10 protein-coding genes are annotated in these 16232 nt (G+C 33.1%); 4 read left to right on the top strand and 6 right to left on the bottom strand.

What is annotated here, in order from left to right; translation table 11 throughout:
- Positions 1 to 213: 213 nt before the first annotated feature.
- The 3 genes from LNP81_RS18855 to LNP81_RS18845 form a co-directional block, all read right to left on the bottom strand.
- Entirely contained in the window at positions 214 to 3498 is a 3285-nt protein-coding gene (locus LNP81_RS18855) for an FG-GAP-like repeat-containing protein (protein ID WP_230038498.1), read from the bottom strand.
- 20 nt (positions 3499 to 3518) lie between these two features.
- A complete protein-coding gene (locus LNP81_RS18850) occupies positions 3519 to 4061 on the bottom strand; it encodes a DUF1697 domain-containing protein (RefSeq protein WP_230038496.1) in 543 nt (180 codons plus the stop codon).
- An 88-nt stretch (positions 4062 to 4149) separates the two neighbouring features.
- On the bottom strand, positions 4150 to 5097 hold the full coding sequence (locus LNP81_RS18845; protein ID WP_230038494.1) for a hypothetical protein: 948 nt from the start codon (positions 5095 to 5097) through the stop codon (positions 4150 to 4152).
- 237 nt (positions 5098 to 5334) lie between these two features.
- Here LNP81_RS18845 and recG point away from each other — a divergent pair, with 237 nt between their 5' ends.
- Positions 5335 to 7443, top strand: coding sequence for an ATP-dependent DNA helicase RecG (gene recG / locus LNP81_RS18840; RefSeq protein ID WP_230038492.1), 2109 nt, complete (start codon positions 5335 to 5337; stop codon positions 7441 to 7443).
- 338 nt (positions 7444 to 7781) lie between these two features.
- On the opposite strand, the gene LNP81_RS18835 is transcribed toward recG, so the two are convergent.
- From LNP81_RS18835 to LNP81_RS18825, 3 genes are all read right to left on the bottom strand, one after another.
- On the bottom strand, positions 7782 to 8384 hold the full coding sequence (locus LNP81_RS18835; RefSeq protein ID WP_230038490.1) for a PAS domain-containing protein: 603 nt from the start codon (positions 8382 to 8384) through the stop codon (positions 7782 to 7784).
- Between the two features lie 93 nt (positions 8385 to 8477).
- Positions 8478 to 9338 carry a histidine kinase gene (locus LNP81_RS18830; RefSeq protein ID WP_230038487.1) on the bottom strand — a complete coding sequence of 287 codons (861 nt, stop codon included), beginning with the start codon at positions 9336 to 9338 and terminating at the stop codon, positions 8478 to 8480.
- 30 nt (positions 9339 to 9368) lie between these two features.
- Complete coding sequence (locus LNP81_RS18825; protein WP_230038485.1) at positions 9369 to 9965, bottom strand: DUF6436 domain-containing protein; 597 nt, start codon at positions 9963 to 9965, stop codon at positions 9369 to 9371.
- 564 nt (positions 9966 to 10529) lie between these two features.
- On the opposite strand from LNP81_RS18825, the gene LNP81_RS18820 reads away from it, so the two are divergent.
- From LNP81_RS18820 to LNP81_RS18810, 3 genes are all read left to right on the top strand, one after another.
- Positions 10530 to 11591, top strand: coding sequence for an efflux RND transporter periplasmic adaptor subunit (locus tag LNP81_RS18820; protein ID WP_230038483.1), 1062 nt, complete (start codon positions 10530 to 10532; stop codon positions 11589 to 11591).
- A 129-nt stretch (positions 11592 to 11720) separates the two neighbouring features.
- On the top strand, positions 11721 to 14819 hold the full coding sequence (locus LNP81_RS18815; protein WP_230038481.1) for an efflux RND transporter permease subunit: 3099 nt from the start codon (positions 11721 to 11723) through the stop codon (positions 14817 to 14819).
- 75 nt (positions 14820 to 14894) lie between these two features.
- On the top strand, positions 14895 to 16205 hold the full coding sequence (locus LNP81_RS18810; protein ID WP_230038479.1) for a TolC family protein: 1311 nt from the start codon (positions 14895 to 14897) through the stop codon (positions 16203 to 16205).
- Positions 16206 to 16232 lie beyond the last annotated feature (27 nt).

The raw sequence follows: 16232 nt of genomic DNA, 5'->3' as shown, positions 1-16232 counted from the left end.
GATTGGTTTATTTTGAATTTTAGTAATGAAAATTATATAGGATTGCCTTTTTTAGAATGGATTGAACTTACCTTAATCAAAGATCGTGCACTTAAAAAAGGTAAAAAAGCTTTTCCTGTAATGCAAAAATGACTAAGAGATTAATGAATCTTTGTTTAGTACGAACTGGGAAAAAGATGAATTCCCGGCAATTAAATTTTGTTTTTTTTAAATTTATCTTTTTAACGAAAAGTGGCCTTTAAAAGTTTTACTTTGATTGTCTAAATTTACAGTAAACCAATAATCATCAGAAGGTAAGTTTTCCTGGTTATATTTTCCATTCCATCCAATGTCTTTAGGACTCAATTGTTTCAATAGTTTTCCGTACCTATCGTATATTAAAATATTAGCGTTTGGATATTTATCAATTCCGTTAATTTGCCAAAAATCATTATAACCATCATTATTTGGAGTTATAAATTTAGGATAATCCAATAAAGTAACATTCTGAATATCTTCTCCACAACCATTTATATCCCTTATATGCACTGTATAATTTCCGCCGGCAATATTATCAAAAATATTACTTTGCTGATAGGTATTTCCATCAATTGAATATTCAAACAATCCGTCTCCGGAAGCTACAACTTCAATTCTACTGCTGTCAAACTCATCGTAAATTAGTTTCTCTATTTTAGGAAGCTTTGATCTTGTTAAACTGAAAGAAAAAATATTTTCGCATACTACTCCATTTTCCTTTTTTTCAATCTTCAGGAAATAATTGCCGCTATCACTGATTTTAGCTTCATTAGTATTGGAGATTATTGTTCCGTTTTGAAATTTCCATTCATAAGATTCAAAACCCGAGTCAACTGAAAGAGATAAATAAGGTTCTAAATCACATAAAGAATATTTTTCCAGCAAATCAACAGTTGGTAATTTATTCACTATTAAATGAAAGCTTGTTTCTGAAAAACATAATGCGTTTAAACTATTTTGAACTCTTACATAAATAGTCTGAATACTTGCAATTGTGTTTTTAATATTTTCCGGTAAAGGACTTGGAAGGATATTTCCTCTATCGTCTTTATATTCGATAGTTAAACCTGATTGATTGCCTATCAATTGAGATTCTATATTACTAGTGTTAAAAGTTGCGAATCCTTTTCCTTCATCACAAGCATACAAATTGTCCGGCGTATTTATTATTGGTTTTGATGAAGTTTTAAGTTCTAAATTGGTTTCGGTCCAACAACTTGTACTTTTATTTGTAACACGTACTGTAATATTTTGATTATAAGGAATTGTATTCGTAAACGGATTTGGTAAAGGACTTGATAATTGAATTCCCAGATTATCATAATAGGTAACTTCCATTCCTGTTTGTCCATTCAGCACATTTTTTTCGATTGCCGAAGTGTCAAAATACTCTGATATTCCATCATTATTATCATCACAACCAATTAATAAACTTAAAGTATTTGCAATTGGCAAAGGGCTCGCTATTAAATTTATTTTGGTTTCGATAAAGCAGTCATTGCCAAGATTAGAAATTTTTGCTGTAATAAAATCATTTCCTGATGTAATATTTCTGTAATTAGAAGGTAACGAACCGCCAATAATATTATTTCTGCTATCGTAATAAGTAATTTTTACATTCGTTTGACTGGTTAAAAGAATATTCTCGACATTGCTTAAATCAAATAAAGAAAATCCGTCATTATCAGTATCACAAACGCTAATATCATTCACTACATTTTCAACTGGAGACGGTTTGACCTTTATTGAAAAATCTTTTATGACATAACAAATCGATTTTTCTTTGCTTTGAATCCTTACATAAATATTCTGTTCAATATTAGTAATTGCAAATAAGTCTGGTAATTTATTGATATTTTTCTGAGCATCTGTTTGCGATAAATAATAATTTATTTCATAATCAGATGATGGTAATCCGTTTAATATTTCGGCATCTTTGGCTGTATGTAAATTAAACTGGGCATTTTTATCACAAGTAGAAATATCAGCCGGTTTTGTAACAACCGGTGGGCCAATTATCGTAATTGTTTTATGTAGTGTTTCACTAATTAAACCTTTAGTATAAGTTGCAGAAACATTATAAACTCCTTTTTTAGAAAAAGTGTGTGTAGGTCTTGGTGATGTTGATGTATTGAATGCTCCCGTAGCAGGATCATCAAAATTCCATGTAACATTATCTACTGAATTGTTGAGCGAAAATGAAGCATCAAAATTACAGTCACATGAATTACCCGTCATAATTTTATCAGGGTAAATTTTTTCTATGGTCGAATTCTCATAAACATACGTAATTTCATCATCTCTTGGGTTTTCTGTTCTTCCAAAATAAAGAATATCTAAGTCACCGTCCTGATCATAATCTCCAAAGTCAATTCCTCCACTATAGCAAATAGGTAAAGAGTGACTCATTTCATTGAAGTTCCCATTTCTGTCATTTTTATACACTTTCAAAATCCTAAAAGATGCTCCGGAACCATAATTGATAAAATCTAAATAACCATCATTATCTAAATCTTTAAGATGAAGCTCGGCCAGAAGAACACCCGGATTATCCAGTGTTACGGTTCTTTCAAAGTTCATATTGCCTTTATTGATATAAAAGTAAGCCTTAGCAGAATTATCACTGCTTTGCAAATAAAGGCTCGTACTGCCTGTAAAGACAAAATCGGGTTTGCCGTCATTGTTAATATCGCCAACATCAAGTTTTACATAACTCAACTGCGGCAATTGAAAACTTATGGCCTGAAATTTAAAATTTCCTAAATTTTTAAAAATTTCAAACTTTCTCTCAGTTCCTGTTGATGAACCTACTATAACATCTTTTAAACCATCTCCATCAAAATCAATCCATTCAGAACTATTAGTTGTAAAATTACCTCGAACACCATTAATCGCATGAAAACCCGGATTTTCAATCTTAGTAAAAGTATCGTTTCCAGTATTTCTATAGATTCCAATGGCAAATGCATTCTCTGAAGTCAGACCATGGTAATAAATATCTAGTAAACCATCATTATCAACATCAACCCATTTAATAGTACAATTACCTAATTTTGGAAGTGAATTTGGAATTTCTACAAACTCACAACCATTATTCACATTCTTATAGATTTTTGTAATATAATCTTCTGTATATCCACTTGTTGTACCACTATAAAGTAAATCTTGAGTACCATTATTATCATAGTCGCCCCAGGAATATCCACCGTAAATAGTTCTGGGAATATTTGAGATAGGACTTTCTGTAAAAGTTTTATCTCCGTTGTTTTTATAAAACATGGCATGCCTAAAATCACCACCCGGACCAAAATCTACTCCGGTAACAAAAATATCTAATAAACCATCACCATTATAGTCTACAAATGATGAAAATCCGTTATAACCTCCCTTTAAATCGTCAGTATTAATTTTGGTAAAATTCTGAGCATTCGAGTAAAAAAAAGAAAAAAGAAATAAAAATGAAAGTAGTTTTTTTATCATATTTAGTTATAATAGTATTACTATTCCGAATACATATTCAGCAAATTCGTAACAGTATTCCAATTTCGCATTGTTACAATAACATTCAATTTTTTCTCGATATATTTACCTTCAAGTCTTGTTTTTCCGGCGCCAACAGCATATTTAATAAAAATTCGGTTTCCATCAATACTGGCTTCATCCGGTTTAAACTGACTGATTTTTAAATCGTTTATATTTTCCTTTTTTAATTCAACTGAAGTAAAAGCAACATATAGTTTTTTGGTATCTACATCTTTTTCTTTTAAGAAAGGACTGTTTTTCAAGCACAATTCCAAGTCTTCTTTTTTAATGACAATGGTATAAACTTCATGACCAAAAACTTTAAAAATTTCCTGTTTGATTATAAAACCAACTTTAGAAGCACTTTCTTCCTCTGTATCAACAAAAACATTTCCGGATTGCAAATAAGTGCGCACATTTGTAAAGCCAATATTTTCGAGCATGGTTTTCAAAGCTTCCATTTTTATCATATTGTGACCAGAAACGTTGATGGCGCGTAAAAGTGCTAAATGTGTTGTCATTTTTTGTAGAAATTATTTTTTCAAAGGTATTATTTTCTAAGCTTTAAATACAATTTTAAAATTAAATAAGACAACCCCAAAAAGCAATTTACTTAGACAAAACATGTTCTTTTGCGTATTTTTTCTTTTCAGATCTTGAAAATTCTTTCGTTATAACAGATTCATTAGACAATACTGTATATTCTTTTTTTGCTTCTATCTGAACATCACCTTCCTGTGTTACAAAAACGGGCGTGATAAACTTAAAATTACTTTTCTGATTTTTTATAGATACTTTTTCAGTTTTAAAAATATTACCGGACAAATAATAAACGTTAAAATCCAATCGGTAACCTTCATTATCATACAATTCTACAATACCTAAATTCGTTTGAGGATCTACATTTTGTCCTAATTTCACAAATATTCCGTTCTTTTTAAAGCCTTTATAAGTAGCATACGTTCCATCAGCATGTTCTACAGTAATCATATTTCGCATACTGGTATAATGAACTTTCAAATTGGGATTATTATCGTATTCATTTTTCACCAAAACGACGATTCCTTTTCTCATACTACAAATCGTATCCGCTTTTTCCGGATGAACAACATACGATTTCCAATTTGAAACTTTTTCTTGTCCTAAAAATTTTTCGCCAATATTTCCTGCTTCATAAACCTTTATCTTTTTTCCGTTCTTGAATGGAAATGTATAATGAAACAAACTATCAACTTTAGGGTTAATTTCTCCCATAATCGTAGAATAACGAATTGCATAGCCAATTCCTCTAGATTTATCAGTTGGTCGCAGTCTTGTAACGGTCCCGGAATATCCCGTTACAATTCCTTCGTAACTTGTAACATCACAATTACTTACATTCGAAAGTTCAATATTTACAGTGTAAGTTCCGGGAACTTTTTTCTCATAATTCAAATCGACACTTTTGTCATCATTTACTTTTGATGTAATCGTGATAACTTGATTTTGAGCGGATAATTTAAAACTGATTAAGAATACAAAAAGAAATTGAAATGCAAAAAACACATTATTTTTCATGTTGGTTTAGGTTTATTTGGTAGTTAGTTTTGATGAAACAATAATACTCATTTTTTTAAACTTATAGCTTTTTTCTGATTTAAATCACAGAAAATAATCTATTTTTAATTTTCCCAACAAAAAACTATCTTCGCTTTTCTGAAAGAAAGAGAAAAGAATATAGACAAAAGTCTTTACTCTATTTTCTTTATTCTATATTCTAAAATCTAAAGATCTAAAATCTAAGCAGTCTAAAAAATGTCTAATAATCTCCTTGAAACCCCAATTGAATACTTAAAATGTGTTGGCCCAAGTCGTGGCCAATTGCTTCGTAAGGAATTGGGTATTCATAAATACAGGGATTTAGTCAATTTTTTTCCCAACAGATATATTGACAGAACACGTTATTATAAGATTAACGAACTACAGAATACAGGTGCCGAAGTTCAGATTATTGGTAAAATCATCAATATAAAAACAGTTGAATTTGCCAAAAACAAAAAACGTTTGGTTGCCACTTTCGTGGATGATACAGGGCAAATTGACCTGAATTGGTTTCAAGGACACAAATGGATTCGTGAGAGTTTAAAACTGAATGAAGTTTGTGTGATTTTTGGTAAATGTTCGCTTTACGGAAGTCAGTTTAGTATGGCGCATCCGGAAATTGAATTGTTGAGCGAACACGAAAAAAGCCTTCGCTCTGCCATGCAGGCTGTTTATCCTTCGACTGAAACACTTACGAACAGAGGGATTTCAAATAGAACGATCAATAAAATGATGGAGCAATTGTTTCTTGAAACTCAGGCTTTGTTTACAGAAACTTTCCCTCCTTATCTAATCGAAGAATTAAAACTAATTTCGAAAAGAGCGGCTTTATTCAACATACATTTTCCTAAAAGCACTGACGCTTTGGCGAAAGCCCAATTTAGATTGAAATTTGAAGAACTATTCTTTATTCAATTGCAATTGATCACCAAAAACCTGATTAGGAAACACAAAATAAAAGGACATCCGTTTACAAAAGTGGGAGAGCTTTTTAATGAATTTTACCAAAATCATTTACCGTTTCAGCTTACCAATGCCCAAAAAAGAGTAGTAAAAGAAATTCGTTCAGACATGGGAAGTAATGCCCAAATGAACCGATTACTGCAAGGCGATGTAGGTTCAGGAAAAACCATTGTTGCTTTTTTGAGCATGCTTTTGGCTATCGACAACGGTTTTCAGGCTTGTTTGATGGCGCCAACAGAAATTCTTGCCAATCAGCATTTTATTGGATTGTCTGAATTGGCTCAAACCTTAAATCTTAATATCAAAATACTAACAGGTTCTACTAAAATAGCCGCACGAAGAGTTATTCATGAAGAACTGGAAAACGGAAGTTTACATATTATAATTGGTACGCATGCTTTGCTTGAAGATAAAGTAAAATTCCAAAATTTAGGTTTGGCCGTTATTGATGAGCAGCATCGTTTTGGCGTGGAACAGAGATCAAAATTGTGGAAGAAAAACGATATTCCGCCACATGTTTTGGTGATGACCGCTACTCCTATTCCGAGAACTTTGGCGATGAGTTTATACGGAGATCTTGATATTTCGGTCATTGATGAATTGCCTCCCGGCAGAAAACCAATTCAAACTGTACATCGTTTTGATAGTAACCGACTGAAAGTATGGAAATTCCTAAGAGATGAAATCGCGTTGGGAAGACAAATTTATATTGTTTACCCGCTAATTCAGGAATCCGAAAAAATGGATTACAAGGATTTAATGGATGGTTACGAAAGTATATCACGTGATTTCCCATTGCCGCAATTTTCGATTTCTATCTTACACGGAAAAATGAAACCGGCTGATAAAGATGCCGAAATGAAACGTTTCTCTGAAGGCAAAACCAATATTATGGTCGCAACAACCGTAATTGAAGTTGGTGTAAATGTACCTAACGCGAGTGTGATGATTATCGAAAGTGCCGAACGTTTTGGATTGTCGCAATTGCACCAATTACGTGGCCGCGTAGGTCGTGGTGCCGAACAAAGTTATTGTATCCTGATGACAAGCCATAAGTTAAGTGACGATAGTAAAACCCGAATGCAAACCATGGTACAAACCAATGATGGTTTCGAAATTGCTGAAGTAGATCTTAAACTACGCGGCCCGGGAGATTTAATGGGAACGCAGCAAAGCGGTGTTTTAAACCTTCAAATTGCTGATATTGTGCGTGACAGAGATATTTTAGGCTTAGCCAGAAACTACGCCATGAAAATCCTAAAAGAAGACGGTCCTTTACAAAAACCGGAACATGCCGTTTTGAAAGCCGTTTTTATAGAGCTGACTAAAAAGAAGAATATTTGGAATTATATTAGTTAGGAAAGGGACTGAGATTCTGGTGCTAAGGTTCTGAGTTTTTTTTTTAAAGGTTCAAAGTGGCAGAGGGACAAAGGAATAAAAGGACTAAGGTACTAAGGTACTTAGTTAAAAAAAAGCAAACGTCTGGAATTTGCTTCCAAGGCTTCGGGATAAAAAATTGGAGTTTCTTAAATATCTTAGCACCTTAGTAACTTAGAATCTTAGAACCTTAAAAAAACACTTCACTGCATTACATCTAAAAATTTAATAACTTTTTCCAGGTGATTTAGATTTGTTGGGGGACAAATTTTAAGATTAAAATTTAGTTCACACAATGAAGCATATCTTTTTTACATTCTCTACTTTTTAGGAGGCGTTTTCTTCTCGAATAAACCGCTAAAGAGTCCTTTGCTTATTTTATTTTTATCATCTTTTCCGGTAGCAATAAGATGGTCAACATATTCCATATAAGTCTTTTTTCGTTCTTCCAGAAAGCCAATTAAATAATCTTCTGATGCGCCAAGACCGCTTACTTCTTCGATATGAAGGAGTTTTTTATATAAAGGTTCTATAAATTTAACGATGACGTTATCGGGGACAGATTTTCTGGTTCCAAAAAAACCTGCAATTTCTCCATCGCCATCTGCGATAATTTTAAAATCGGTAACAACCCAATAATACCTTCCGGTTTTAGACATGTTTTTTATAATAACATGAATGTTTTCGCTGGATTTGATGCTGTCCCATAAAAATTTGAAAATTACTTTTGGCATATCAGGATGACGTACCACATTATGAGGCTGACCAATTAGCTCGTGTTCGTCATATCCTGATACATCAATAAAATTTTCATTAGCATATAAAATAGTTCCTTTTGTGTCTGTTTTACTTAATAATACTTTAGTTTTATTCCAGTCAACTTCTCTGTCTGATGGAGTCGGGCGATTAAATCTGGTATCCATAATTTTTGTATTTTAAATTAATATACAATTGCATTTTGCGTATAAATTGAGGCCTGTAAAGTATTTGCTACAATTAAGTTTTTATTGAAAAAATTAACTCTGGCCTCTGCTATTGGTCGATTTAACATGGATGTCATTCACCAAATCATCAATTTTTTTAGCACTTTCTCTCATCATCTCCAGATAACTCAAAAGTTTATCATTATCAGTATGACCTTTAGAAACATCTATAAGTTTTAAAACCGAATTTACTGGCAACTTTAGATCAAGAGTAGTTCTGTGAATAAAATCATTATAATCTTTAGTGGCACTCATCGAACTGTATTTCGCCGATGCTAATTTGATATTCTCCAATTCATATTCATCAGAAATTTTCGAAATATGATTTTGACTGTGTTCTTTAAAATAATACGCCCAATACCCGTTCATGAAAAATACAACTGCGGCTAAAACGACATGAATAATAAAGGTTTCCAGATCAAAATTTACCTGCGAGAAATACAACTGTAATCCTTTTGGATCTGTATAAATATAGTTTTGCATGTATGCCAAAGCGCCATGATGCAAGACTACTAAAAGCGTAAGCGGAATCTGCAATTTCCAGTTTTGATAAATAATTAAAATTGTACTGGCGATAAAAACCGTAAAATGCATCTCGAACAATCCGTGCATCTGGTAAATGTATTGTGCCATAAATATGGCCAAAACAATTGATAAAACGTACTGATAAAAATTAGAATTTTTGATTAAAAATTTGGCCGAATAATACAATAAGAGATTCAGAGTACCAACTCCCACTCCTATTTCGAATGTGTCATACTTAAAGGCTAAAGCTATCCCTAAAAGGAAATAAACGGCAAGAACATAATTGATAATCGTATCTGATTTTTGTGTCATTGTCGACATAAAATTGTGCAGATAATCTCGTTCATTCAAACTGGCTTTTGTTTTCATAAATTAAAGAAATTAGGTTAAGAAATAGATTTATTTAGTGCATTTTGGTAGCGAACATCCATAGGCTCTTAGAGCCAAAGCATCAAACGAAGGGGTCTTGGTTTGTTTTAATAAAGAATCAATTGCCATTTGCGCATAATTACTATCTGCATTGGTACAATATCTTGTTTTGTTGTAGTTTCCGCGGTAATATAAATTTCTGGAACCATCCAAAAGTACGGCCTGAGGTGTTGAGAAAACGCCGCAGCTTTTTGCAATACCTTCATCAAAATAAACCGGAATCTTGGCATCAAATTTTTTCTGAATTTCTTCTATCGTAAAGTCCTTTTGTTTATTAAGCACTACAATTTTAAAATTGATCCGGTCTCCGTATTGTTTAATAAGTCCGCTTACGTGAGGAATATTAAAGCGTGAACAAGGACAATCCGGATTAAAAAAGTGAATAAAGATAGGTCTGCTGTCGGTAATACAGCATTTTAAATCAATTTTACTTCCCATGGCTATCTCATGGTAGTTTTTAGGAACTGGTGTAGGCAAACTGTATTTGAATTCGTTTTGCCAGAATAAAACAGAAATAGCAGCACATAATAATAACATCCATAAACCAACAAGTAATTTTTTTAGCATAAAAAGTTTTTTTTTTGGTTACAAGAAGAAAATGTTTAAACGATTGTTAAATATTTTATTTTAATATGAAATAATTTTAACTTAAAAACAAATAAAAAACCTACACAATCTCACGCTTAACCACCAAAAACATTACTATTCTCACAAAAAAATTATCATTTTGTTTAAGCATATCAATGTTACGAATAAAATCGATAAACTGCAAAAAAAATCAGACAAAATACTAATAAATGTTAAAACACCTGATTTTACTCACTTTAAACAAAAGTTTTAAGAAGAAAAACTTAAGTTGAATAGCACAAAAAGCATCTTTTACTGTCTAAGAAGGAACTATTGATTTGAAAAAACTGTCTCTAATTAAAAAATAAAATCAAATGTGATTAAACCTTTTAGTACAGAATCTATCTAATTACAAAAAAGCCACAAAAAAAGCTGTTAAAAAACGCATAAAATTAATATTAACCAAGTGTTAAATAAAACCTAACATCTTTCGTTTTCGTTTCAAAAAGTTAATTTTGTAGGCTTACTAAAAACACATACCCAAAAAACATTTACCTCAATTTTATGAAAGTAAAAAACCTTATTTACGCCTTACTGATTATATGCATCGGCGGCTTTATAACCTATAGAATAGTTTCTAATAAAAAGAAGAACGACGAATCTAAAAGTTTTGGAGACAAAGACAAACCAACTTCAGTAACCGGGATAGTAGTTCAAACTGCAACATTCGATAATAATTTATCACTTTCAGGATCTATTGAGGCAAATGAACAAATAGAACTTCATAGTGAAGTTTCAGGAATTGTTGAAGGAATTTACTTTGATGAAGGTAGTTACGTAAATAAAGGTCAGGTTCTTTTTAAGGTAAATGATATCGAACTTAAAGCTCAGTTAAGACAAGCTCAAACTAAAGAAAGTCTGGCTGCCGAAAATCAAAGAAGAGCAAAATTACTACTTCAAAAAGAGGCAATTAGTCAGGAAGAATTTGACATTGCAAATGCCGACTATGCTTCTACACAAGCTCAAAGTCAGTTGATTAAAGCGCAAATTGCCAAAACCGCTGTAAAAGCTCCCTTTTCAGGGAAAATTGGTTTACGTTCTATTTCTCCGGGAACTTATATTACACCAACTATTCTGGTGGCCAAATTAGTAAATACAGGAAAATTAAAAATTACATTTTCTGTTCCTGAAAAATATGCTTCGCAAATAAAGTCGGGTTCAACAATCGATTTCTCGGTTTCAGGATCTGAAAAAGTTTATAATGCAAAGATTTATGCGATTGAACCGGAAGTTGAAGTAGCAACACGTACCTTAAAAATTCGCGCTATTGCAGATAATATCGACGGAAAACTTTTTCCTGGAACTTTTGCAGATGTAAAACTACCTTTAAACATTATTAAAGATGCGATAGTGGTGCCTTCAGAAGCGATTGTACCTGTTCAGAGTGGTAAAAAAGTGTATGTAGCCAATATGGGGAAAGCCAAAGAAGTGATGGTTGACGCTACTACAAGAACCGATTCTTCGATTTTGATTTTATCAGGATTAAAAGCCGGAGATACCTTGATTACCAGTGGCGTAATGTCATTAAAAAATGAGGCTCCTATAAAAGTTAAAGTAAAAAAATAATTTTAAGTTAAGAGTTATGGGTTATGAGTTAGATCTGAGTTATAGTTTTTAAGCTTCAAGTCTTATTTCTATTTTCTTTATTCTATTTTCTAAAATCTAAAATCTGAACTCTAAAATCCAAAATCTCACATGAGTTTATCTACTACTAGTATAAAAAGACCTGTTTTAACCATTGTACTGAATCTTTTGATTATTTTATTCGGTTTCATTGGTTATACGTTTTTAGGTGTTCGAGAATTTCCTTCGATCGACCCTGCACAGGTTTCCATTAGAACCAATTATACAGGAGCCAATTCTGATATTATAGAATCACAAATTACAGAACCTCTCGAAAAAGCAGTAAATGCAATCGACGGGATTCGAAACATAACATCATCCAGTAATCAGGGAAGCAGTAATATTACTATCGAATTTAATCTGGATAAAAATCTTGAAGAAGCCGCAAATGATGTTCGTGACAAGGTTTCGCAAGCTGTTCGAAGTTTACCCCAGGATATTGATGCTCCTCCGGTAGTATCTAAAGCCGATGCCGATAGTGAATCTATTATTTCGATGACTGTACAAAGTGACAGCAGAAGTTCTTTGGAATTAAGTGATTATGCAGAAAATGTTATTTCGCAACGCTTAGAAACGATTCCCGGAGTAAGTGGTGTTCAAATTTGGGGACAAAAACGTTACGCCATGCGTTTGTGGATTGATCCGATAAAATTAAATGCTTATAACTGTACGGTTTCTGATGTTCGAAATGCCTTAAACGCACAAAACGTCGAATTGCCTTCGGGAAAATTAACCGGAAACAATACAGAATTAACCGTAAAGACCATTGGAAATCTTTCGAAACCGGAAGAATTTAATAATATTATCATTCGAACAGACGGAGATAAAATTGTTCGTTTGAGCGATGTTGGCGGTGCTGAACTAGGACCTGAAAATATCGAAACATCTTTAACATCCTCAGGACTTCCTATGATTGGTATGGCCATTGTACCAATGCCGGGAGCCAATTACCTGGATATTTCGAAAGAATTTTACAAAAAATATGATGCTTTAAAAAAGGATCTTCCAAAGGATATTAAACTAAATATCGCGCTTGACAATACCCTTTTCGTAAAAAAGTCGGTACATGAAGTAGCCGAAACTTTAGGAATCTCGATTATTCTGGTAATTATCATTATCTATTTGTTTTTTAGGGATTGGGCGATTGCATTCAGACCTTTAATTGATATTCCGGTATCTTTAATTGCTACGTTTTTTATTATGTGGCTTTTTGGATTCTCAATCAACGTATTAACTTTATTGGCCATTGTATTGGCAACCGGTCTGGTGGTGGATGACGGAATTGTAGTAACCGAAAATATCTTCAAAAAAGTCGAAGAAGGAATGTCGCCAATCGAAGCGGCCATCAAAGGTTCTAATGAAATTTTCTATGCCGTAATCTCGATTTCAGTAACACTTGCTGCGGTATTTTTACCTGTAATTTTCTTAGAAGGTTTCGTAGGCCGACTCTTTCGGGAATTTGGGGTCGTGATTGGAGCCGCGGTTTTAATTTCAGCATTTGTATCATTGACTTTAACGCCAATGTTGAATGCTTATTTAATGAAAGGCGGAGAACAGAAAAAATCGAAATTCTACATAAAAACCGAACCATTTTTCGAAAAATTAAATAGTGGATATGCAGCTTCATTAGGCAGATTCATGGAAAAAAAATGGATCTCTTTCCCTATTCTTATTGCCTGTTTTGGATTGATTTATTTATTTTTCACCATACTTCCAAAAGAAACTGCACCTTATGATGACCGTAGTTCTGTAACGATGCGTATGACAACTCCGGAAGGTTCGTCTTATGATTATACCAACCGTTTCATGCAGGAAATGTCAAGATTGGTTGATGATTCTATCCCGGAGAAAAAAGTAAGTTTAGTTATTACCGCTGGAGGTTCAGGAGGTTCTGCAACAAATTCAGGTTTTATCAGACTTTCACTAAAAGAACCAAACGAAAGAACCAAATCTCAAAAAGAAATTGCGGATCAGTTAACTAAATGGACTAAAAAATATCCGGATGCTAAAACATCTGTAATTCAGCAGCCTACCATTGCCGTAAACCGACGTGGTGGACTTCCGATTCAGTACATTATTCAGGCTCCAAATTTTGAAAAACTAAGAGAAAAAATTCCCGTTTTCATGAGTGAAGTGGGTAAAAGTGATGTTTTCTCAACCTCAGATGTCAATTTAAAATTTAATAAACCTGAAATCAACGTAAGTATCGATCGCGAAAAAGCCGAGAGTTTAGGAATATCAATTATGGATATCGCTCAGACTTTACAGCTTTCTTTAAGCGGGCAGCGTTTTGGATATTTCATTAAAAACGGAAAACAATATCAGGTAATTGGTCAGTTTGATCAAAAAGACCGTTCGAAACCTTTGGATTTAACTTCGATGTTTGTGAGAAACAAATCCGGTCAGTTGATTCAGATGGATAATGTTGTAAAAGTCGAAGAGCAAAGTAACCCGCCGCAATTGTATCATAATAACAGATACATGTCGGCAACGGTTTCTGCAGGTTTGGCGCCGGGCAAAAGTATCAGCGATGGTATCGAAGAAATGGATCGAATTAAAGCTAAAGTTTTAGATCAGAGTTTTACCACCGATTTAAGTGGAGAATCGCGAGATTTTGTAGAAAGTAGTTCGAATACTTCTTTTGCCTTTGGATTGGCATTGTTATTAATCTTTTTGATTCTTGCCGCACAATTCGAGAGTTTTATCGATCCGTTGATTATTATTCTGACCGTGCCAATGGCCGTTGCAGGAGCCTTATTCTCCTTATGGCTATTCAATCAAACCTGGAATATTTTCAGTCAGATTGGTACTGTAATGCTTATTGGTCTGGTAACTAAAAATGGTATTTTGATTGTAGAGTTTGCCAATCAGCTGCGAGAACAGGGAAAACCAAAAATGGAAGCCATTCTTGAAGCATCAGAAGCACGTTTACGCCCAATTTTAATGACGAGTTTGGCTATTGCCTTAGGAGCATTACCAATTGCAATGTCACTTGGAGCGGCGTCTACGAGTAGAATCGGGATGGGAGTTGTAATTGTTGGAGGAACTATTTTCTCATTAGCATTGACACTTTTTGTAATTCCTGCTATTTATTTGATGTGGTCTAAAGCCAGAAAACATTATCCGGAATTTGATCATATCGAAGAATACGAAAGAGAGAGCCATAAATAGATATTAAAATTTGAAATAATATAGAAGCTGTGAATTTCGTTTTTAAAGTGTCATTCGCAGCTAACCATTCATCATATGAAAACTAAAATAACATTAATAAGTCTCGTTTTATTTTTGTTTTGTGTAGCAAAAAGCAGCGCACAGGAAATCCTGACTATCGAAGACGCTATGAAAATAGCTTTAGAAAATAACTTCGAAATTAAGATTGCCAAAAATAATTCAACAATAAGCGAAACAAACGTTACCGTTGGAAATGTTGGTTTTCTGCCAACTGCAACAGCTAATATTGTAGACAATAACAACGTTACAAACTCAACACAGGTACGTCAGGACGGAACATCAACTACATTAAATAATGCCAAAAACAACAGTTTAACTTATGGAGTTAGTTTAGGCTGGACTGTTTTTGACGGAATGAGAATGTTTGCGAGATACGATCAGTTAAAAGAGCTCCAAAAATTAGGCGATGCCGAACTAAAAAGAACGGTTTTAATGAAAATTGGTCAGGTAAATTCGGCTTATTATGATTTGGTACAGCAACAACATCAGTTATCAGCTTTAGATACTACAATTGTAATTTCTAAACAAAGAGTTCAATTGGCACAAAACCGTTTCACCATTGGTAAAGCTTCAAAATTAGAAGTTTTAAACGCTCAGGTTGATTTAAACACAGATCAGGTTGCTTTATTAAGACAAAAAGAATCGTATAAAAATGCCAAGATTTTACTGAATCAGTATTTGGCACGTGATCCACAAATCGATTTTGCAGTAACTGATTTGGTTACTGTAGATAACAAACTGGTTTTGATAGACTTAATGGATCTGGCAAAAAAACAAAATCCGGCTTTAGAATCGCAGATTATCAATAAACGTATTGCAGAATTACAACTCAAACAAGTAAAAGCAAGCCGATATCCGACCATAAATTTAACTTCTGGTTATAATTTTTCTGAAAGCCAGTCAAGTCTTGGATTTACAAGCGAAAACTCTTCAAAAGGTTTTAATTATGGTTTTAATGCTTCGCTAAATCTTTTTGATGGATTGAATCAGCATAGAAATGAAAAAGTAGCAAAATTGCAGATCGAAAACTCTCAAATTGCTATTGAGCAACAAAGCATGATTTTGAATACGCAATTGAGCACGGCTTTCCAAACGTATTTAACCAACTTAGAATTAATTGATCTTGAAGAAGATAATCAAGCCATTGCCAAACAAAATTTAGACATTACGCTTGACAAATTTAGAATTGGAACGATAACAACTCTTGATTTCAGAACAGCCCAACTGAATTATGTAAATGCAAAAGTACGCTACAGCAACGCACAATATGAGGCTAAATTATCTGAAATTGCCCTGAAAGAATTAGCAGGAAATATTAATTTTTAGATTAAATTTGTTTCAAAACAAATTTAA

The organism is Flavobacterium piscisymbiosum, from assembly GCF_020905295.1.
GTDB classification, from domain to species: domain Bacteria; phylum Bacteroidota; class Bacteroidia; order Flavobacteriales; family Flavobacteriaceae; genus Flavobacterium; species Flavobacterium piscisymbiosum.
Note: the sequence above shows the minus strand (reverse complement) of the source record. Positions and strands in the feature narration are given on the sequence as shown.

What these genes read in the sequence shown, in the direction of transcription:
- LNP81_RS18835 (WP_230038490.1), bottom strand. Translation starts at nt 8,384, where the DNA reads ATGGATACCAGATTTAATCGCCCGACTCCATCAGACAGAGAAGTTGAC.
- LNP81_RS18820 (WP_230038483.1), top strand. Translation starts at nt 10,530, where the DNA reads ATGAAAGTAAAAAACCTTATTTACGCCTTACTGATTATATGCATCGGC.
- LNP81_RS18830 (WP_230038487.1), bottom strand. Translation starts at nt 9,338, where the DNA reads ATGAAAACAAAAGCCAGTTTGAATGAACGAGATTATCTGCACAATTTT.
- LNP81_RS18855 (WP_230038498.1), bottom strand. Translation starts at nt 3,498, where the DNA reads ATGATAAAAAAACTACTTTCATTTTTATTTCTTTTTTCTTTTTTTTAC.
- LNP81_RS18845 (WP_230038494.1), bottom strand. Translation starts at nt 5,097, where the DNA reads ATGAAAAATAATGTGTTTTTTGCATTTCAATTTCTTTTTGTATTCTTA.
- LNP81_RS18815 (WP_230038481.1), top strand. Translation starts at nt 11,721, where the DNA reads ATGAGTTTATCTACTACTAGTATAAAAAGACCTGTTTTAACCATTGTA.
- LNP81_RS18810 (WP_230038479.1), top strand. Translation starts at nt 14,895, where the DNA reads ATGAAAACTAAAATAACATTAATAAGTCTCGTTTTATTTTTGTTTTGT.
- LNP81_RS18825 (WP_230038485.1), bottom strand. Translation starts at nt 9,965, where the DNA reads ATGCTAAAAAAATTACTTGTTGGTTTATGGATGTTATTATTATGTGCT.
- LNP81_RS18850 (WP_230038496.1), bottom strand. Translation starts at nt 4,061, where the DNA reads ATGACAACACATTTAGCACTTTTACGCGCCATCAACGTTTCTGGTCAC.
- recG (WP_230038492.1), top strand. Translation starts at nt 5,335, where the DNA reads ATGTCTAATAATCTCCTTGAAACCCCAATTGAATACTTAAAATGTGTT.